The organism is Streptomyces sp. SudanB182_2057 (genome assembly GCF_964272715.1).
Classification (GTDB): domain Bacteria; phylum Actinomycetota; class Actinomycetes; order Streptomycetales; family Streptomycetaceae; genus Streptomyces; species Streptomyces rubradiris.
This window is the reverse complement of sequence record NZ_OZ186798.1, coordinates 943,484-963,566: the sequence shown is the minus strand read 5'-3', so window position 1 is coordinate 963,566 and position 20,083 is coordinate 943,484. Positions and strand designations below refer to the sequence as shown.

The 20,083-nt window shown below is 75.0% G+C and carries 14 protein-coding genes; 7 read left to right on the top strand and 7 right to left on the bottom strand.

Annotated features, from left to right (window positions below; genetic code table 11):
* Positions 1-66 precede the first annotated feature (66 nt).
* Positions 67-240, bottom strand: a complete 174-nt coding sequence (locus tag ACSURM_RS03785; protein WP_167345730.1) for a hypothetical protein — start codon at positions 238-240, stop codon at positions 67-69.
* 279 nt (positions 241-519) lie between these two features.
* Here ACSURM_RS03785 and ACSURM_RS03780 point away from each other — a divergent pair, with 279 nt between their 5' ends.
* The 3 genes from ACSURM_RS03780 to ACSURM_RS03770 are packed head-to-tail and all read left to right on the top strand — an operon-like array spanning position 520 to position 3,098.
* A complete protein-coding gene (locus ACSURM_RS03780; protein WP_436953453.1) occupies positions 520-1,371 on the top strand; it encodes an SDR family NAD(P)-dependent oxidoreductase in 852 nt (283 codons plus the stop codon).
* A gap of 6 nt (positions 1,372-1,377) precedes the next feature.
* Positions 1,378-2,304, top strand: a complete 927-nt coding sequence (locus tag ACSURM_RS03775) for a DMT family transporter (protein WP_436953451.1) — start codon at positions 1,378-1,380, stop codon at positions 2,302-2,304.
* An 8-nt stretch (positions 2,305-2,312) separates the two neighbouring features.
* Positions 2,313-3,098 carry a polysaccharide deacetylase family protein gene (locus ACSURM_RS03770; protein ID WP_436953449.1) on the top strand — a complete coding sequence of 262 codons (786 nt, stop codon included), beginning with the start codon at positions 2,313-2,315 and terminating at the stop codon, positions 3,096-3,098.
* A 95-nt stretch (positions 3,099-3,193) separates the two neighbouring features.
* Here ACSURM_RS03770 and ACSURM_RS03765 read toward each other — a convergent pair whose 3' ends face one another.
* Positions 3,194-4,240 carry an MGDG synthase family glycosyltransferase gene (locus ACSURM_RS03765; protein ID WP_436960908.1) on the bottom strand — a complete coding sequence of 349 codons (1,047 nt, stop codon included), beginning with the start codon at positions 4,238-4,240 and terminating at the stop codon, positions 3,194-3,196.
* A gap of 236 nt (positions 4,241-4,476) precedes the next feature.
* On the opposite strand from ACSURM_RS03765, the gene ACSURM_RS03760 reads away from it, so the two are divergent.
* Positions 4,477-5,307: a ribonuclease BN gene (locus tag ACSURM_RS03760; RefSeq protein ID WP_436953447.1), complete on the top strand. Its 831-nt coding sequence runs from the start codon at positions 4,477-4,479 to the stop codon at positions 5,305-5,307.
* Here ACSURM_RS03760 and ACSURM_RS03755 read toward each other — a convergent pair.
* From ACSURM_RS03755 to ACSURM_RS03740, 4 genes are all read right to left on the bottom strand, one after another.
* A complete protein-coding gene (locus tag ACSURM_RS03755; protein WP_436953445.1) occupies positions 5,304-8,120 on the bottom strand; it encodes an NHLP bacteriocin export ABC transporter permease/ATPase subunit in 2,817 nt (938 codons plus the stop codon). The two genes, ACSURM_RS03760 and ACSURM_RS03755, sit on opposite strands and share 4 nt — an antisense overlap.
* Before the next feature lies 1 nt (position 8,121).
* Positions 8,122-10,341 carry an NHLP family bacteriocin export ABC transporter peptidase/permease/ATPase subunit gene (locus tag ACSURM_RS03750; protein ID WP_436953443.1) on the bottom strand — a complete coding sequence of 740 codons (2,220 nt, stop codon included), beginning with the start codon at positions 10,339-10,341 and terminating at the stop codon, positions 8,122-8,124.
* Positions 10,338-11,144 carry an HlyD family efflux transporter periplasmic adaptor subunit gene (locus ACSURM_RS03745; protein ID WP_436953441.1) on the bottom strand — a complete coding sequence of 269 codons (807 nt, stop codon included), beginning with the start codon at positions 11,142-11,144 and terminating at the stop codon, positions 10,338-10,340. Before ACSURM_RS03745 ends, ACSURM_RS03750 begins: the two co-directional genes overlap by 4 nt.
* A 127-nt stretch (positions 11,145-11,271) precedes the next feature.
* The gene (locus ACSURM_RS03740; protein ID WP_030607508.1) at positions 11,272-11,490 is read right to left on the bottom strand and encodes a hypothetical protein; all 219 of its coding nucleotides are present in this window, start codon (positions 11,488-11,490) and stop codon (positions 11,272-11,274) included.
* 630 nt (positions 11,491-12,120) lie between these two features.
* On the opposite strand from ACSURM_RS03740, the gene ACSURM_RS03735 reads away from it, so the two are divergent.
* Positions 12,121-13,479 (top strand): S1 family peptidase, encoded by a 1,359-nt coding sequence (locus ACSURM_RS03735; RefSeq protein WP_436953439.1) that lies wholly within the window; start codon positions 12,121-12,123, stop codon positions 13,477-13,479.
* Between the two features lie 157 nt (positions 13,480-13,636).
* Here ACSURM_RS03735 and ACSURM_RS03730 read toward each other — a convergent pair whose 3' ends face one another.
* Positions 13,637-15,787 (bottom strand): SpoIIE family protein phosphatase, encoded by a 2,151-nt coding sequence (locus ACSURM_RS03730; protein ID WP_436953438.1) that lies wholly within the window; start codon positions 15,785-15,787, stop codon positions 13,637-13,639.
* Between the two features lie 1,438 nt (positions 15,788-17,225).
* Between ACSURM_RS03730 and ACSURM_RS03725 the strand changes: the two genes are divergently transcribed.
* Positions 17,226-18,434, top strand: coding sequence for a cytochrome P450 (locus ACSURM_RS03725; RefSeq protein WP_436953436.1), 1,209 nt, complete (start codon positions 17,226-17,228; stop codon positions 18,432-18,434).
* A gap of 101 nt (positions 18,435-18,535) precedes the next feature.
* Positions 18,536-19,927, top strand: a complete 1,392-nt coding sequence (locus tag ACSURM_RS03720) for a serine hydrolase domain-containing protein (RefSeq protein WP_436953434.1) — start codon at positions 18,536-18,538, stop codon at positions 19,925-19,927.
* Positions 19,928-20,083 lie beyond the last annotated feature (156 nt).

Below are 20,083 nucleotides of genomic sequence, written 5' to 3'. Positions count from 1 at the left end.
ACGGGCCACGGCCGAGGGTGCCGGCGGCCCGCCCCTGAGCGTCCCGGGGTGCCCCGCCCGGTCGGCTCACTCCCCGTCCGCCTGCTCCTGGGCCCCGGTGTTCGGGGTGATGGCGTCGCCGGCCTGGCCCGAGGCCTTGTCCTCGTCGCGCTTCTCGGCCTGTTCGACCTCCCGGAGCACCTCCTCCAGGGCCGACTCCTGCCGGTCCTCATGGTCGTCGTGGCCGTTCCCGCCCGGCATGACCTCTCCTTTCCGCCGATGGGGTGATCTCCCCTGCGAGTTACCCGACGGCGCCGTCCCAAGCGTCCTGCGGCCCGGCGCGACGGCCGCTTCCGGGGCGTGGGGAGCCGGGAGGCGGCCTGCTCCGGGCACCGGTCCGCGGCCCGAAGGGCCTCCGCGCGGGCGGCCGGGACGGTGCTCGCCGTGCGCGGTGTTTCAGGGTGTGGCGCCCTGGATACACCCCGAGGGTTCGGCCCCCACAGTTCGCGAGCCCGTACGCCGTCGCAGTGAGGTCGTCACATGTCCCATGCCCCGTCTCCCGCAGGACCGTCGAACGGCACCCGGCCGGCTCCGGCCCCGGCCCACGAGCAGCGCCCGGCCCCGCCGCCCGGCGGCCGGCCCGGCCGGGGCGGTGCCGCCCTGGTGACGGGCGCCTCCTCCGGCATCGGCGCGGCCGTGGCCCGCCGGCTGGCCGCCCAGGGCGGCTGGCGGCTGGCGCTGAACGGCCGCGACGTCACCCGACTGGAGCAGGTGGCCGCCCAGTCCGGCGCGGTCGCGCTGCCCGGGGACCTCTCCCGGCCCGGCGCCGACCGCAGACTCGCCGACCTCGCCGTGGACCGCCTCGGACGGCTCGACCTGCTGGTGGCGGGCGCCGGCGTCGGCTGGGCCGGCGACTTCACCGGCATGCCCGCCGCCCGCATCGACGAGATCGTGGGCGTCGACCTGCTGGCCACCGTCCGCCTGGTGCGCGCCCTGCTGCCCCCCATGGTCGCCGCCGGATCGGGCCGCGTCGTGCTCATCGGGTCCCTGGCCGGCAGCGTGGGCGTGCGCGGGGAGGCCGTCTACTCCGCGGCGAAGGCCGCCCTCGGCACCTTCGCCGACTCCCTGCGCTACGAACTGCGCGGCACCGGGGTCGGCGTCAGCCACGTCATCCCCGGCGTGGTCGACACCCCCTTCTTCGACCGGCGGGGCATCCCCTACACCCGGTCCTGGCCCCGGCCGGTGCCCGCCGAGCGGGTCGCGGACGCGGTCTGCGCCGCCGTACGGCACGGCAGGGACGAGGTGTACGTCCCCGGGTGGCTCCGGCTGCCCGTCCTGGTGCGCGGCGCCGCGCCCGGACTCTACCGGCGGCTCGCCGCCCGCTTCGGGTGAGCGGCCATGACCGCGGTCACGGTGCTGCTCGCCCTGCTCGCGGCCCTGGCCAACGCGTCCGCCTCGGTGCTCCAGCGCCGGGCCGCCGTACAGGAGACGGACCAGGGCGGCGGGCCCGGGATGTCCATCCTGCGCCGGATCCCCCAGCTGCTGCGGCGCCGCAGCTGGCTGGCCGGGGCCGGCATGCTCCTGCTGTCCAGCCTGCTCCAGGCCGGGGCGCTGGCCACGGGCAGCCTGTCCCTGGTGCAGCCCCTGCTCGCCGCCGAACTGCTGTTCACCCTGGCCGTCGGCAGCGTCGTCTTCCGGCGCCGCCCCGACGCCCGGACCTGGCTGGCGTTCGTCGCCCTGGCCGGCGGGCTGGCCCTGTTCCTGCTGGCCGCCGCGCCGACCGCCGGACGGGACATCGCCCGGCCCGGGGCCTGGCTGCTGGGCGGCGGCGGAGTGCTCGGCGCCGTCGTGCTGCTCTGGCTGGCCGCCCGCCCGGCCCCGGGCGCCTCCCGGGCCACCCTGCTCGGCCTGGCCTCGGCGCTGTGCTTCGCCACCACGGCCGCGCTGCTGAAGGAGGCCGTGGGCCGGCTGGCGGACGGGCCCGCGGCGATGTTCGGGCACTGGTCGCTGTACGCCACGGGGGCCGCCGGACTGGTCGCCTTCGTGCTCCTCCAGGGCGCGCTCGCCACCGGACCGCTGACGGCCTCCCAGCCCGCCCTCACCCTCGGCGACGCGCTCGGCAGCGTCATCCTCGGCTGGGTGCTGTTCGCCGAGACGATCCACCTGGGGCTGCGCATGCTGCCGGAGGCGGTCGGCGTCGCCCTGATCGGCGCCGGCAGCATCGGCCTCGCCCGCGCCCCGTCCGTCGGCGGGGAGTGGGACACCGGCGGCCCGGCGTCGTCCCCCGGCTCCACCACCGCTGTTCCCCGCACCCCGAGGAGGTAGGTCCACCGATGTTCCCCGTGTCCGGACGCTCCTGGCGGACGGCCGCCGCCCTGCTGCCGGCCGGCGCCGCCGCGGCCCACATCGTCCCGGCGGCGAGCTGGCTGCCGGGCCTGCGGCCGCTGCTCTTCCCCGGTCTCGCCGGCACCGGCCACGTCCGGCACATCGCGCTCACCTTCGACGACGGGCCCGATCCGGAGTCGACCCCGCGTTTCCTCGACGCGCTGGACCGGCTCGGGGCGCGGGCCACCTTCTTCGTGGTCGGCGAGCACGCGGTGCGCCATCCCGGGCTGGTCCGCGAGACCGTGCGGCGCGGGCACGAGCTGGGGGTGCACGGCTGGCGCCACGACCGGCCCTGGCGGCCCGCGTTCGCCCGCGACGCCGAGGAGGTGGCCCGGACCGTCCGCGTCGTCCACGACCTCACCGGGCGGCGCCCGTGCTGGTACCGCCCGCCCTACGGCATCCTCACCACCGGCCGCTGGCTGGCCGCCCGCCGGGCCGGGCTGCGTACGGTGCTGTGGTCGGCGTGGGGCAGGGACTGGACGGCCGACGCCACACCGGGGTCCGTGCGGGCCAGGGTCGCCGCGGACCTGCGCGGCGGCGGCACCGTGCTGCTGCACGACGCCGACCGGTACTCGGCCCCCGGCTGCTGGCACGCCACGCTCGGCGCCCTCCCGGCCATCGTGCGGGACTGCCGGGAGGCGGGCCTGACGGTGGGCCCTCTCCGCGAACACGACACGGCTCCGGCCCCGGCCGCACCCCGATCGGCCGTACCGGAGCACGTGGCCGGGGGGTGACCGTGGCGGTGGGGCGGCGCGGGCCCTGTCGTACGTCGTGGCGGCGCCCGCGACGTGCCGGGGCGCGGGGCCGGCGGGTCCTGCGGGGCGCCGTGTCACAGGTCCCGCAGGCTCTCCAGCATGTCCCCCCGGAACAGCGCGTGCCCCCGGGCCACCCGGGCGGCGCGTCCCGGGGAGTCCTCCCCGAGGCCGTCCAGGGCCTTCAGGAGCGCGGGGCCGTCGGGGGCGAGGGCGCACAGGCCGAGCTCCGCCATCCGGCGGACGCCCTCCGCGCCGTGGCCGGGCAGCGGGCGGTGGGCGACCACCGGCAGGCCCGCCGCGAGCGCCTGTACGGCCGTCTGGCCGGCCGCGTTGTCCACCAGGGCGTGCCCCGCCGCCAGCAGCCCCGGCATGTCGTCGACCCAGCCGAGGGCCAGCGCGGCCGGCTCCCGGGACATCCGGGCGTACAGCCGCTCGTTGCGGCCGCACAGCACCACCGGCAGCCAGCCGGCCCGGGCGAGCAGCCGGGCGGTGGCGGCCGGCCGCGACGCCGCGCCCCACGCGCCGGCGGACAGCAGCACCGGGGGCCGGCCGGGCGCCCGCGCGGCGAACCGCTCCCGCCACCGGGCCGCGCCGGGGGCCGGACCGCGGAAGGCGGGCGCGACCACCGGGCCGGTGGTGACCACCGGCGTGCCGAGCGCCCGGCGCACCCGCACCGCCACCGTGTCCGTCAGGCACAGATACCGGTCGTTGCCCGGGTGCAGCCACTGCCGGTGCACCGCGAAGTCCAGCAGGAACACGGCGCTGGGCACCCGCAGCGCGCCCCGGGCCCGCAGGTGCCCGGTGAGCTGCGCGGCCAGATGGAAGACGGACACCACCACGTCGGCGCGCAACCGGTCCACCAGATCCGTCAGCCGGTCCCCGGCGAGCCGGGCCAGCGGCACCCCGCTGGGCCTGGGGCCGCGCCCCTCGCGCAGGAACGCGTCGTAGATCCCGGCGTACGCCCAGGGCAGGTGGCGCACCGACGCCTGGTAGCCGCGGCGCAGCCCGGTGCCCAGGCCGTACGGCAGCAGCCGCAGCACGTCGACCACCTCGGCCCGCTCGCCCCGGGCCCCGGCCCGGCGCGCGAGTTCGGCGGCCACGGTGTCGTGGCCGGCTCCCATGCTCGCGCTGAGGATCAGGATCCGCCGCCGGCCGTCCGGCGGGTCGTGGTCGGTGCTCCGCACGGATTGACGTTTCTCCGTCGTGGCGGCGCCCAAACCGCCCGCCGGTGGGCCGGGTCACCCGTGCGCGGCACCCCGCCGTGCCGGTGTCCGCGCCGCGGCTGCGGGCCGCCCGGCACGTGCCGGGCTGGAGACATCGGTACGACGGCGGGGCGGCGGCGAGCACGGGAGGAGCGGTGAGGCGGTTGCGGCGCGGCCTGCACCGCGCGTGGCGGTGGCTGCGGATCCGGGCCCTGTTCGAGCACGGGCGGGAACTGGAGCTGATGCACCGGGCGATGGGGTTCGCCACCCTGGCCCTGGTGACGCTGGCGCCGCTGCTGATCGTGGTCGCCGCGGCCGACCCCCTGGTGCGCGGCGGCTTCGCCTCCTGGCTCACCGACGGCATGGGCCTGTCCGGCCGGTCCGCGCACGCGGTCACCGACGTCATCAGCCCGCCCCGCAAGGTCATCGGCACCACCAGCGTCCTCAGCGGCGTCCTGCTCGCCGTGTTCGGCGTGGCCTTCGGCGGCAGCGTGCAGAACGCCTACGAACGGATCTGGGGCCTGGCGTCCGGCCCGTGGCACCGGGTGTGGCGGCAGGCGACCTGGCTGGTGGTGCTGACCGCGTACCTCTACCAGGAGGCGGCGACGAAGACGACGCTGCACGGCGGGCAGCGGATCACCCTGTCCACGGTGAGCGGCGCGCTGTTCTTCTGGTGGGGGCAGCGCTTCCTGCTGGGCGGCCAGGTCCGCTGGCGGGCGCTGCTGCCGGGCGCGGTGGCCACCGTCATCGGCCTGATCGGCCTGCGGGCCTTCTCCTACCTGGTGTTCACCCCGCTGATCGTCACCAACGCCCTCAGCTACGGCGCCGTCGGCACCGTCCTCGTCGTGGAGTCCTGGCTGATCGGCGTCGGCTTCGTCATCTACGGCGGCGCCCTGTTCGGCCGCTGGTTCACCGAACACCACTGGATGCCCTCCCACCATCAGCCGGAGTGGACGGACGAGCGGGAGCCCGACGACCGGGCCTAGGCGAGCTGTCGGCGTACCAGTTCGTGCAGGCGGCCGGTGGTGTCCGCGAGGAGGGCGGACGGGGGGCCCTGCTGGACTATTCTGCCCTCCTCCATGACGATCACCCGGTCGGCGTCCAGGACGGTCGACAGCCGGTGGGCGATCACGATCCGGGTGGCGTTCAGCTTGCGGGTGCTGTCGATGACGACGCGCTGGGTGTCGTTGTCCAGGGCGCTGGTCGCCTCGTCGAGGAACAGGATCCGCGGGCGCCGGATCAGGGCCTGGGCGATCATCAGGCGCTGCCGCTGCCCGCCGGAGATCGCGCCGCCCGCCGCGACGATGGTGTGCAGCCCCATCGGCATCCGCTGGATGTCCTCCGCGAGGCCCGCCAGCTCGGCCGCCGCCATCACCTCCTCCGGCGTGTACGGTTCCGCGCCGCAGATGACGTCCATGATCGAGCCGGAGAACGGCTGCGCGTGCTGGAGGACGACCCCGCACTGGCGGCGCACCGCGGACTGGTCCAGCGCCGCCAGGTCCTGGCCGTCGTACAGGACGCTGCCGGAGACCGGCCGGTCGAAGCCGATGAGCAGCCGTAGCAGCGTGGACTTGCCGCAGCCGCTGGGGCCGACGACCGCCACGAACTCGCCCGGCCGTACGGCGAAGGACACGTCGTCCAGGACCAGCGGGCCGTCGTCGGCGTACCGGAAGGACAGCCGGCGGGCCTCCAGCGCGCCCGACAGCGGTCCCGGACGGGTGCTCGCCGCCCGGACCTCGGGCCGGGCCTGGAGCACCGGCTTGATCTCCTCGAACAGCGGCAGCGCCGCCACCGACGACACGAACGCGCCGGTCAGCTGGGTGACCGAGGTCAGCAGCATGGTCACCGACGTGTTGAAGGTCAGGAAGTCCGCCGCTGACATCGCGCCCTTGGCCGGGCCCGCCAGCAGCATGAACATCAGCAGGGTGCAGACGGGGAGGTAGACCGCGCCCAGGACGGTGGTCAGGTTCTTGATCCGGCCGACCTTCTGCTGGAGCTCCCGGCCGCGCGCGAACTCGCGGGCCCAGGCCGCGTAGGCGTAGTTCTCGGCCGCCGCCACCCGCAGCTTGGGCAGCCCGCGCAGGGTCTGGAACGCCTGGTTGTTGAGCTTGTTGCCGAGCACCACCAGCCGCCGCTGCCAGCGCACCTGCCACAGCCCGAGCCCCGCGAACACCGCCGCGACCACGAGCAGCATGCCGACCGCCGCGAGCGCCATCGGCACGCTGTACCACAGCAGCAGCCCCAGGTTCATCGCGCCGACCGTCACCGACTGGGCGACGACCGGGCCGACGCCCGCCAGCAGCCGGCGGATCGCGCTGATGCCCATCGCCGCACTGGCCAGCTCGCCGGTCGAACGCCGGGTGAAGAACCGGGTGGGCAGCCGCAGCAGCCTGTCCCACACGGCCGGCTGCAGCGCCGCCTCGATACGGCCCTCCAGACGCAGGATGGACAGGTTCTCCAGCAGCGTGAACGCCGCCGCGACCACCCCGCTCACCATCACCGCCAGGCACACCCGGACGATCAGGCCCTCCTCGGCCCGCGGCACGTACTCGCCGAGCACCTTGCCGGTCGCGATGGGCACCAGCGCGCCGATGGCCACCGTCACCAGCCCCGCGAGCAGCAGGTTCAGCAGGTCGCCGCGGGTGCCGCGGAGGCTGAACCGCAGCAGCCCGAGCGGGGAGAGCGGCTTGTCGGGCAGCGGCCGGTAGAACATCACCGCCCGCGGCTCGAACTCCCCGGCGTTGTCCTTCCCGACCCGGGTCTCGCGACCGGTGCCCGGATGCACGGCGACATAGCCGCCGCGCCGCCACAGCAGCGCCACCGGGGCCCCGGACAGCGCCCGGTGGCCGACCAGCGGGCCCGTGTTCTCCCGCCACCAGCGCCCCTCCAGGCGCACCGCGCGGGTACGCACCCGGGAGGCCAGCGCCACCCGCTCCACCGGGTCCAGCCGCTCGCTCGTGGTGCCGCTCCGCCCGGGCTCGGCGAGCGCGATCCCGGCCGCCCGGGCGACCAGCTCGCAGGCCGCGTAGGTGGCGTCCGCGTCGGCGGCCGTCGGCTGGCGGGACGAGCGCTTGCCGATCGCGGCCAGCAGCGTCCGGTCGGCCTGCGCGCGCACCGCCTCACCGGCCTTGATCCCGGCGGCCGTACGCGTCTCGTGGGCCTGCTCCAGCTGCTCGATCCACCGGTCCAGCGCGGTCAGCAGCCGGTACTGCTGGTCCACCATGCTCTGCCACAGCGCCGGGTCCATCAGCAGATCGGCCGCGGCCTCGGCGCCGTACAGCGAGCCGTACTGCACACTGCCCGGCGGCACCTGCATCCAGAACACGTCGTCGTCGGCGGGCGCGGCGGCGCGTTCGTCCGCCAGCGGCGCCTGGAACAGCACGGACAGGCCCCGGCCGACGCCCAGCGCGACCGCGTACTCCAGCGGGCTGGAGGCCGGCGGCACGTACTGCGGGGTGCCGTACTCGTCGTAGGACCAGGTCTGGGTGCCGGCCGGCTGGTACAGCTCGCGCAGGGCGACGCGGTGCACCACACAGTCCCGGACCGGGCGGGCCACCAGCGTGTGCCGGGGCCCGGTGACCGGGCCGAGCAGCAGCGTGCCCGCCTCCAGCCGGCCCAGGTGGTGCCAGTGGCCCTGCTCGGCGGCGTCCACCGCGAACAGGTCCAGCGCACCGGCCGCGACCAGCCACAGCACCTGCGGGCCCGCCAGGTCCAGCCGGCCGAGGCCGGCGCAGTCCAGCCGGGTGCCCAGCGAACCCAGCGCCCCGAGGACGAGGTCGCCTTCCCGCACGGATGTCATCTCACCGCTCCCTGACCAGCGCCGCGTACGCGCCGCCGCGCGCCACCAGTTCCTCGTGCCGCCCGCGCTCCACGACCGTGCCGTGCTCCAGGACGACGATCTCGTCGCTGTCGCGGACCGTGCTCAGCCGGTGCGCGATCACCACACAGGCGCAGCCGCGCCGGCGCAGGTTGTCCATCACCACCAGCTCGGTCTCCGCGTCCAGCGCGCTGGTCACCTCGTCCAGCACCAGGATGCTCGGCCGGCGCACCAGCGCCCGCGCGATCTCCAGGCGCTGGCGCTGCCCGCCGGAGAAGTTCCGGCCGTCCTGCTCGACCCGGCTGTGGATGCCGCCGGGCCGGCGCATCACCACGTCGTACAGCGCCGCGTCCGTCAGCGCCTCCACCACCGCCTCGTCGGGGATCGACGGGTCCCACAGGGCCACGTTGTCGCGGACCGAACCCTCGAACAGGAAGACGTCCTGGTCCACGAAGGACACGGAGGCGGCGAGCGCGCCGCGCGGGATGTCCTCCAGCCGGCGGCCGTCGATGCGGATCACCCCGTCCCACGGCGTGTACAGGCCCGAGATCAGCCGGGAGACCGTGGACTTGCCGCTGCCCGAGCCGCCGACCAGCGCCACCTGCTGCCCGGGGCCCACGGTCAGGTCGAAACCGGTCAGCAGCGGCTTGTCGAGCGGGCTGTAGCCGAAGGTGATGTTCTCCAGCTCCACATGGCCGTGCAGCCGCCGGGCGGAGTCGCCGCCGGGGCGGGCGTAGAGCGGGTCGGTCCGGAAGTTCTCCACGTCCTTCAGCCGGGCCACGTCGGCCGCGAAGTCCTGGATGCGGCCCGCCACGCCGTTGAGCCGGGTCAGCGGCGCGGTGAAGCGGGCGACCAGCGCCTGGAAGGCGACCAGCAGCCCGACCGAGATGTGCCCCTCCACCGCGCGCAGCCCGCCGATCCACAGGATGAGCGCGCTGTTGACGGTGGCGAGGGTCGGCGCGACCACGCCCAGCCAGGCGCTCGGCACACCGAGCCGCTGCTGCTCCTCCAGCGTGGTGGCGTGCTGCCCGGCCCACTTGCGGAAGTAGCCGTCCTCGCCGCCGGTCGCCTTCAGCGTCTCGATCAGCTGAAGACCGGTGTACGAGGTGGTGGTGAGCCGTGCGGTGTCCGCGCGCAGCTTCGCCGTACGGGTCGCGCGCAGCCGTACGACGAGCCGCATGGCCACCACGTTCAGCAGCGCCACCGCGATGCCGACGAAGGTCAGCTGCGGGTCGTAGGTGTACAGCAGGACCGCGTACAGCACGACCACGATCGCGTCCACGCCGGCCGCCGCGAGGTCACGGGCCAGGGTCTCGGCGACCTGGTCGTTGGACTGCAGGCGCTGCACCAGGTCGGCGGGGGAGCGCTGGGCGAAGAAGGTCACCGGCAGCCGCAGCAGATGGCGCAGGAACCGGGCGCTGGAGAGGGTGGAGGAGATGATCCGGCCGTGCAGCAGGTTGGCCTGCTGGAGCCAGGTCAGCACCAGCGTGAGCAGCACACAGGCGGCCATCGAGGTGAACAGCACGCCCAGCAGCGAGGTCTGCCCGCCGATGAGGAAGGTGTCGATGTAGGTGCGGCTGAGCGCGGGCACGGCCGCGCCGACCGCGACCAGCAGCAGGCTGGCCAGCACCGCCGCCGGGAGGGTGCCGGCGGTGCCGCGCAGCCGGGCCGGCATCGCGCCGAGCACCCCGGAGCGGCGCCCGCCCCGGGTGAAGCCCTCGCCGGGCTCCAGCACCAGCACGACCCCGGTGAAGCTGCCGTCGAACTCCTCGATGGGCACGAAACGGCGGCCCTTGGCGGGGTCGTTGACGTACACCCCGCGCCGGCCGAGGCGGCGGCCCATGCCGTCGTAGACGACGTAGTGGTTGAACTCCCAGAAGAGGATGGCCGGGGCCCGCACCTCGGCGAGGGCGGCCAGGTCCATCTGCATGCCCTTGGCGGTCAGCCCGTAACTACGGGCCGCCTTCAGCAGGCTGGAGGCGCGGGAGCCGTCGCGGGAGACACCGCAGGCGATGCGCAGCTCCTCCAGCGGGACGTGCCGGCCGTAGTGGGCGAGGACCATCGCGAGGGAGGCGGCGCCGCACTCGACGGCCTCCATCTGCAACACGGTGGGCGTACGGGCCCTGCCGGTACGGGACTTGGGGGCCGGCCGCTTGGCGGGGGCCGCCCGTCTGCGGCCACGGGTTTCCTGGGCGGTGGTCACGGGAGCAGCCAATCGACGGGACGCTGGTCGGCGAGGTGGACGGAGCCGGTGGCGAGGGTCATGGACTCCAGCCGGAACGGCGGTCCGCCGGCGCTGGACCAGCGGTAACCGCTCTTGGTGGCGGGCGACTCGGCGAGCTCCACCAGGACGGCGACCGGGCGGCCCTCGCGGCTGAACTGCTCGCCGAGCTGGCTGTCGCCGAGGTACGCGGCGATCGACCGGGCGGACTGCGCGCCGCGGTCCACCGACTTCACGGTGCCGCGCAGCACGCCGTACCGCTGTGCCGGGACCGAGGAGACGGTCAGGTCGACGGAGGCGTGCGCCGGGATGGCGGCGGCCTTCTCGGCGGGTACGTACACGGTCGCGTACAGCGGGTCGGCGGCGTGCGCGACCTTCTCGACGGCGGCGACGTCGGTGCCCGTCCGGATGATCTGCCCGAGGGACGCGGCGAGCGTGGTGACGCGGCCGGCGGCGACCGTCCGCACCACGGTCTCGCCGTGTTCCGTACGGACCTTGAGGACGGGCGCGTTCGCGGGGAGCCGTTCGCCCTGCCGGGCGAGGACGGCCGTCACCTGTCCGGCCACCGGGCTCTGGAGCAGATAACTGCCCTGTCCGTGGGTGAGGATGGCGGGCGCGCTCACCGTGGAGGCGACCGAGCCGGTCACCGCCCACACGGAGGCGGCGGCCATGACGACGACGGTGACACCGAGCGCGAGCCAGCCCTGCGGACGGGCCAGCCGCACCGGAAGGTCCAGCTCCTCCGGTGACTGGAGCTTGGCGAGGGCCTGTTGGCGGAACTGCACGGAACTTCCCTCACCTGTGGGGGAGACGCATGAGGTGACGCATGGGTGACGCGTCCGGTGCCCAACGTCCGAGAGTCCCGGAGCCGAGGAACGGCTCCGGGACTTCGGGTGACACCGGGGTGTGCGATCAGAGGCCGGCGACCAGGCCGTTGATCGGGGCGGTGTTCAGGCCGGTGACACCCTCGACGGTGCCGACGACCGTGTTGACCAGACCGGTCACGCCGGGGGCGATCTCGTTCACGGTGCCCAGGGTGCTGTTGAGGGTGTTCACGGACAGACCGCCGGAGACGTTGTCCAGCTCGGCGTCCGAGATCTCGACGGTCTCGACCTGGGGGGTGGAGTTCATGATGGAACTTCCCTTCATATGGATGACTTCACAAGGGGGGAGCGGCCCCCTCTGGGGACAGACGGACGGCCGCGACCGCGGGCGCCGGGCACCCGGTTCCGGGGGCCCGCCGGACCCCGGCGGTGCGATGGATCAAAGCACGCACGCGGGGCGCGCTTCCAATCAATCAGGGCTCTCACCTGGGGACTTGGCTCCCGACGGGGTTCATCCGTGCAGGCGCGCGCACGTCGTGTCGGCTACTCCTTCACATGCCGCACGGCATCGTCGCGACGGGCGCCTTGCGGACCGGAACGCGAATCCGGCACTCCTCGCCAAAGGCGTGCCGCGGGGTGCGCGGTTGTGCAGAAGCCCGGGGGCCGGTGAGGCGCCTGGGTAATGGATGTGCAGATTCCCTGAAGGGGGGATTCCACTTGATGTCGACAGCCGACCGTTACTGATCGGTAGCTGACAGTGATCGATCGTGGGCTGGCGGGTGGTGGCCGGTTCGCCGCCCCACCACGTCCGTACGGAACCGGAATTGAACACACCGCGCCGTCGGCGCGTACCTACGGCCATCCAGGCGCCGCGATACCCACCCCGGTCCGTACGGCCCGCGAACGGCGGGCTCCCCGTCCCAGGAGGTCGACAAGGTTGAGTCACCAGCGAAAACCCCGGCGCAAGGCAGTGATGGCGGTGGGCGGTGTCGCGGCACTCGGCGCGGCGGCGCTTGTGCTGCCCCACGCGAGCGCCTCGCAGGACGCGACAGGCGACGGCCGGGCGCCGCGCACCACCGGCACCGGCACCGGCACCGCGAGGACCCTGCGGGCCTCGGACGCACCGGACCTCGACGCCCGGTTGCGCAGGCTCCTCGGCGACGCCTTCGCCGGCTCCTACTACGACAGCGGCCGGCAACGGCTCGTCGTCAACGTGGCCGGCGGCGACGGCGACGTCATCGGCCGGGCGAAGAAGTCGGGCGCGGTGGTCCGGCGGGTGGCCAACAGCGCCGCCGAACTCGGGGCCGCCACCCGGACGCTGAAGGCCGAGGCGGCCGTCCCGGGCACCTCCTGGGCCGTCGACCCGCGCACCGGCAAGGTCCTCGTCACCGCCGACTCCACGGTGACGGGCGCCCGGTGGGACAGGATCCGGTCGGCCGTGCGCGGGCTCGGCCCCGGCACGGCGACCCTGAAGAGGTCCCCCGGCACCTTCAGGACGCTCGCCTCGGGCGGCGACGCCGTCTTCTCCCAGACCCGGGGCGGCAGCGTGCGCTGCTCCCTCGGCTTCAACGTCACCGCCGCCGACGGCGGCCCCGCCTTCCTCACGGCCGGTCACTGCGGGGTCGCCGCCGAGAAGTGGTCCGACACGGAGACCGGCGGGCCGACGGCCACCGTCGACCGGGCGACCTTCCCCGGCGAGGGCGACTTCTCCCTCGTCACGTACGACGACCCGGGCACCCGGGCGCCCAGCGAGGTCGACACCGGCGACGGCCGGACCGTGCCCATCGGCCGGGCCGCCGAGGCCACCGTCGGCCAGGCCGTGTTCCGGATGGGCTCCACCACCGGGCTGCACGACGGCCGGGTGACCGGGCTGGACGCCACCGTCAACTTCCCCAGCGAGACCGACCCCGGCGGTGTCGACACCGTCACCGGCCTGATCCGGACGGACGTGTGCGCCGAGCCGGGCGACAGCGGCGGGCCCCTGTTCACCCGGGACGGCGGCGCCCTCGGCCTCACCTCCGGCGGCAGCGGCGACTGCGCCGGTGGCGGCGAGACCTTCTTCCAGCCGGTCACCACCGCCCTCCGGGCCACCGGGGCGACCCTCGGCGGGGGAGCGGGCGGAGGGGAGGGCGGCCAGACGGGCGCGGACGATCAGTCCGGTGCCGGTGCCGGTGCCGGTGCCGGTGTCGGTGTCGGTGTCGGTTCCGGTTCCGCTGACGAGACCGGTCCGGGTGCCGGTGCCCACCGTCCCGGCGCGGCGGACGACGGAACGCCGGCCCCCACCGGTACCCGCTGAGCGGACCGGCGCCCCTGGAGACTCCCCGGCCGGCCCCCCTCGGTTCCAGCCGGCGGGGAGCGGTCCGGCCCTCCCGCGGGAGGGCCGGACCCGGACCGCCGGACCTCGTCCTGCGCTGCCGGTCTCCCCGGCGGGCGGCCGGGCGCCGGCCGGGCGGTCACCCGTCGTCGCGGGCCCGGAGCAGCAGGACCGCCACGTCGTCCACCCGTTCCCGCGCCGCCACGCCGTGCCGGACCACCGCGTCCGCCAGGCTCTCCAGCGGCTGGTCGCCGACGTCCGCGAGCAGTCCGCCGAGGTCCGCCAGCGCGTCCTCGATGTCGACGCCCCGGGACTCCACCAGCCCGTCGGTGTACAGGACGAGGACCGAACCCGGGGCCAGGGACACCTCGGTCGTGGGATACACCGCCGAGGCGTCGATGCCCAGCAGCGGACCCCCGGCCAGGTCCAGCACCTTCACCTTCCCGTCCGGCCGGCGCAGCAGCGGCGGCGGATGGCCCGCCCGCGCCATCACGGCCCGCCCGTGGGCCGGGTCCAGCCGCAGATACAGACAGCTGGCGAACAGCTCGGCGCCCAGATCGATCAGCAGCCGGTTGGTGCTGCTGATCACCTCGTGCGGCGCCTGTCCCACCGTGGTGTACGCCCGTACGCCGGTGCGGATCTGCCCCATCAGGCCCGCCGCGGTCACGTTGTGCCCCTGGACGTCGCCGATCACCGCCGCCGCCAGCGGCCGGGCCGGCACCAGGTCGTAGAAGTCGCCGCCGATCTCCATGCCGTGGGTGGCGGGCAGATAGCGGGCCGCCGCCTCGATGCCGGGCAGCGGCGCCAGCGAGTGCGGCAGCAGTGCCTGCTGGAGACCGTGCGCCAGGCTGTGCTTCGCGTCGTAGAGCCGGGCCCGCTCCAGGGCCTGCGCGATCAGCCCGCCGAGCGAGGTCAGCACCGCCCGCTCGTCGGCGGGGAACGCATGCGGCTCGGCGTACGCCAGCACACACGTGCCCACCGGCCGGCCGGACGCGATCAGCGGCAGATACGCCCAGGCCGCGAAGCCGTCCGGGGTCTCGTGCCGGCTCGGGTACAGCCGCTCCAGGTGCGCCCGGGAGTCGAAGAACGCCGGCACGCCGGTGCTGAGCGCCTGTGTGCCCGGGGTGCGCTCGGCCAGCGGCAGCCCGTCGAACCGCTCCACGATGTGCGGGTCCCGGTAGCCGCGGTGCCCGAGCACGTGCAGCCGCCCGCCCTGCGAACCGAGGATCGCCATCGCCTGGCTGCCGACGGCGGGGGCCACCTCGTCCCAGACCAGCTGCACCACGTCCCGTACCCCCACCGCCTCGGTCAGCGCGCCCGCCAGGCTCAGCACCTGGGAGATCGTCATCAGCCGGGACGGGCCCGGGCCGGCCTGCCGGGGCCCGTGCGGGGGCTCCGTCACCGAGTGGGCCCGGCCGACGCGCACGCTCAGCCCGGTCGTGCTCGGGTACAGCCGGAACCACAGCCAGTTCCCGGGCGGGCGCAGCGCCACGAACGACGCCGTCTGCTGGCTGATCAGCGCCGCCCGGTAGCGGTCCTCGTACATCGGGTCGTTCAGCCAGGGCACCGACGCCCACAGCGGCGTGCCCAGCAGCTCCCCGGCCGGGCGGCCGAGCAGTTCGGCGGCGGCCGGGTTCACGAAGCCGATCCGGCCGTGCAGATCCAGCGACATCAGCCCGTACGGCAGCCGGGACACCAGCCGGACCGCCTCGACCGAGCCCAGTGTCTCCGCCACCGTCGCGGCCCCGGCCACCGAGGACGCCCGCACGTCCTCCCCCTGGCCGGGCGCCCGGGACCACGGCGCCGACCGTTCCAGGCGCAGCGCCAGCCGCTCGCAGGCCGCCCACAGACCGTCGCGTTCGGCGTCGGCCAGCTCCGGCGGACGTCCGCCGGGCCAGGTCACGAACACCGCCCCGTACACCCGCCGCTCCGTCGCCACGGGCAGCGCGGCCAGCGCGAACGGATACGGCAGCACCACCGCGATGCGCGGGTAGCTCCGGGCCATCTCCTCCTCGCCGCCCACCCACACCAGGCGCCGTTCGCACACCGCGTCCACCACCGGCAGCGGGGCGCTCAGCCCCACCCGCTCCCACGGCGCCGCGAACGCCCGGGGCATGCCCGCGTGCACCGCCATCTCCAGGACCGGTTCGTCGGGGCGCAGCAGATACACCGCGCCGGAGTGCGCGTGGACCTCGTGCATCATCGACACCAGGGCGAGCGACAGCACCGGCTGGGCGGCCGTCTCCCCGCCGTCCGCCGACGCCGGTTCCGGCCCCGGCCCGTCGGACACGCCGACCACCTCCTCCGGCCGCGTGCCGTGTCCAGGCCACAAGACTCCCTCGGGGCGGCGCCCGGCGCACGGCGAACGGTCCGGCGCGGTCCGGCGTGAGGGGTGCGCGACGAAGGGGCCTCGGTGGTCCGGCGCGAGCGGTGCGTGGTGAACGCTCCCGGTGCGCCCGGTGCGCGGCGCGGTACTCCGTATCGCTCGGCCGGCCGCTGCCCCGCGCGGGGGAGTGGGGGGCGTGGGTGTGGCCGGTTGGTGTCCAGGGGGTCGGCCCGGCCGGGGCCTGGCTCGGCGTGGCGCGTGCGGGGGGCGGGGTGCACGGCGCTGGTCGGCGGGCGGGGCGCACGCATTGGTCTGTCCTGGCCGGGGGGGGGCACGGTTGGCGTCTTGGCGCGTAGGGCGCACGGTCGGGCGCGCGGGGCGCTTGTGGTGTACGGGATAGCTTCTGTACGCCCCTCGGTCACGCCACATGGCCGAAAACGTAGGTATGCGCGAGGGGCCGGTGGATTCCGGATACCGAAGCGGTCCGGCTTTGGGTGAGGGGGTGCGGGGCGGACCGGATGTGTGGGTGGCGGGGCCAAGTCGCCCACGGCGTGTCGCGTCGTCGGCCGGGCGGCGGGCCCAGCGCGGCCGGTGGCCGAATCGTCACCACAGATCAGGCGAGGTTCGGCCAACCCGTCGTACCGGGTGGTAGGGCATCGGACCGGGCACTCCGGGAGCGGGTGGCGGCTTCCCAGGCGTCCCTCGGGCATCTTTTTTCCCGCGCCCGGTTTGCCGGTGAGCCGCCGGGGCACACGCGGGGGCGACGATCAGGTCGCCGCCTCCACGGGCGCGAGGGGCTCCGACAAGTGGCCCGACGATGACGCAAAAGCACCTGCACAGTACTCTCCGTTCAACTTCAGGGGGTTGCTTGCGCGTGACGCACCGTGAAGACTGTGGCCGAGTTCCCTCGAAACGAAGGTGTCCCGGGGTGTGCACCATGCCCATCACGGGGTGGCATCCGCGCAATACGGGAGGGCGGGCGCCCAGAACGCGTCATCTCGCACCTCGTTTCGAACGGCCGGGGCTGGGGGCCCGCTGTCGTACAGGAGCCGGGAGGGTCCCGCGTGATCGCTGCGCGGGAGGTATCGCCGAGGGGATGGGTTATGTCGGGTTGGCGCGCCGCACGATCGGGCTCGCCGCGGGGCCGTGGCCGGCCGCGCGGTCGCCGCTTCCTGTGCCGCACGTGTTGAGGGCCATGGGCCCGCTCCGGCGTCGGACGGACGCCGGCTGACCGTCCCGCCGCGCACCGCCAAGGCCGCGCGGGCCGCGCGCTGCCTCCGGTCCGATGTCCGGAAAGCGTCGGCACAGCCGTGTCCGGAACCGCTCGCGCCCCGGGGCTCCGACAGCCTCGGTGTGTGACTCCCGCGTGCCCGCACGCGCCACCCGCTAGCGAGGAGACAAGGTGATCAGCAAGCAACCGACGGGCGAGCGCCTTCTGTCGGAGGAGTTACCCGACCGCTGGCGGGGCTTACGCGAGGCCGGGCCGGTGCGGTACGACGAGACACAGGGCGTCTGGCAGGTGCTGGACCACGCATCGGTCGCCACCGTGCTCGCCGACCCGGCGACCTACTCCTCGGACCTGTCCGCCCTCACCCCCACCCAGCCCGACTTCGAGACCTTCCGGCAGGGCAACTTCGTCGGGATGGACCCGCCGGCACACCGCAGACTGCGCGCCCTGGTCAGCCAGGCGTTCACCCCCCGGGTCGTCCAGGGACTCGGGCCCCGCATCGAGGCCGTCTGCGCCCGGCTGCTGGACGACGTGGCCGACCGCGACCGGTTCGACCTGGTCGACACGCTGGCCTACCCGCTGCCGATCATCGTCATCGCCGAGCTGCTCGGCGTCCCGGCCGGGGAACACCGGCTCTTCCAGGAGTGGGCGGGCGTGCTGTTCGGCGGCGACCAGCTCGGCGAGGCGCCCGACATGGCCGACCTGGAGCGGGCGCTGGAGGCCATCGCCCCCACGGTGCGCGAGATGAACGGCTACATGCTGGAGCACATCCGCGCCCGCCGCGCCGACCCCGGCGACGACCTCACCAGCAGACTCATCGCCGCCGAGGTGGACGGCGTGCGCCTGCGGGACGAGGAGATGGTCGGCTTCGTGGCGCTGCTGCTGGTCGCCGGACACATCACCACCACCGCACTGCTCGGCAACGCCGTCGTCGCCTTCGACCGCCACCCCGGCACGGACGCCGCGCTGCGCGCCGACCCCGCGCGCATCCCGGCCGCCGTCGAGGAGGTGCTGCGTTGGCTGCCGCCCTTCCCGGAGCTGGGCCGCCGGGTCACCCGGCCCGTGGTCCTCGGCGGCCGTGAACTCCCGGCCGACACCCTGCTGATGGCCCATCTGGGCGCCGCCAACCGGGACCCCGCCCGGTTTGCCGCGCCCGACGTCTTCGACGTGACCCGGAGCCCCAATCCCCATCTCACCTTCGGGCACGGCATCCACTTCTGTTTCGGCGCACCCCTGGCCCGGCTGGAGGCACGGATCGCCCTGCGTATGTTGCATGAACGATTCCGCATGCTGGCGATCCCCTCCTACGAGGACATCGTCCACCAGAACCCGGCCGTCATCGTCGGCGTACGACAGCTGCCCGTCGAGGTCGGCAGACCCTAGCCCCGGCGCGTGCAGCGCCCTCCGGACGGCCCCCGCACCGCTCGTCACGGGCCGGACCGGCACGCCCGCACCACAGACTTATCCAACGGAGTCCCCTTCTCATGCCGTACACCATCCCCGCCGCTCCGGCCGCCTCCCGGACACCGTCCCCCTCGCCCCGGGAGTCGCGGGAACCGCACCGGGAGTTGCAGGACCGTCTCGACTCCCTCGCCCGGACCCACCGGGTGCCCGGAGCCCAACTGGCCCTGGACACCGGCACGGACGTGATCGCCGTACACACCGGCACGGCCGACGTCACGACCGGCAGCTCCTTCACCGCGGACACCGCCGTCCCGCTGGGCTCGCTCACCAAGCCCTTCACCGCCGCGCTCGTCCTGCTCCTCGCCGACGACGGCGACCTCGACCTGGACGAACCCGCCGCCGGCCAGCTCCCCGAACTGGCCGGGATACCCGAGGTGACGATACGTCACCTCCTCGCCCACACCGGCGGGTTGCCCACCGGGCCCGATTCGGACACCGCCGCCACGACCACCGCCGCCCGCTATCTCGCCGCCGTCTGCACCGACCGCGACCTGCTGTTCGCGCCCGGCACCGACTTCTCCTACTCCAACGCCGGCTACGTCGCCGCCGGACGGCTGGTGGAGACGGTCACCGGCATGCCGTGGCCCGAGGCGGTCCGGGCGCTGCTCCTCGAACCCCTCGGCATCCGGCCCGCGTTCACCGGCGACACCGCGCCCGCCCGCCCCGTGGCCGCCGGACACGCCGTCAACACCGCGACCGGGCAGGCCCGTCCGGCCCGGCAGAACCTGGCACCGCTGGAGGCACCGGCCGGCGCGCTGCTCGCGAGCGCCCTGGACCTGGTCGCGTTCGGCAACGCGCTCACCGGCCGCTCGGACCTGCTGCCGCCCGCCGTCGCCAAGGAGATGCGCCGGCCCGAGAACGCCGCCCGCCCCGGCGCGCTGGCCGACGGCTGGGGTCCCGGACTGGCCCTGTACCGGCGGGACGACCGGATCTGGTGCGGCCACGACGGCAACGCCCAGGGCACGTCCTGCCATCTGCGGGCGGACCCGGAGAGCGGGGTCGTGGTCGCCTTCACCGGCAACTCCGGGTCCGCGACCGCGCTGTGGCGCGACCTCGCCGAGGAGGTGACCCGGCTCACCGGCATCCCGGTGCCGGCCGGCCCGCACACCGCGGACCCGGGGCACACCGCTGACCGAGGGCGGCCCGTCGACCTGCCCGGCTGCGCGGGCACGTACCGCAACGGCACCACGACCTACCGCGTCGCCCCCGGTCCCGACGGCGGGATGGCCCTCTCCGTCGACGGGGACCTGCCCCTGCCGCTGGTCTGTCACGCCGACCTGTCCTGCGATCTGCGCGATCCGGCCACCGGGCGGCTCGAACCCGGCGGACGATTCCACCGCGATCCGGCCACCGGCCGGATCGACCGGGTACAGATCTCCGGACGCACGGCACGCCGGACCGACGACGGCTGAGGCGGGGCGCCGCCGGTACCGGTCGGGTGCCGGTGTCGACCGGTGCCGGTGCCGGTGCCGGTGCCGTGCCGGTCCGCGTCCGGCTCCGGGGCTGTCGCTGTCCTGGTCGCGGTTTCGAGTCCTGGTTCCGGTTCCGGTTCGCTCCTCGCCCCGGTC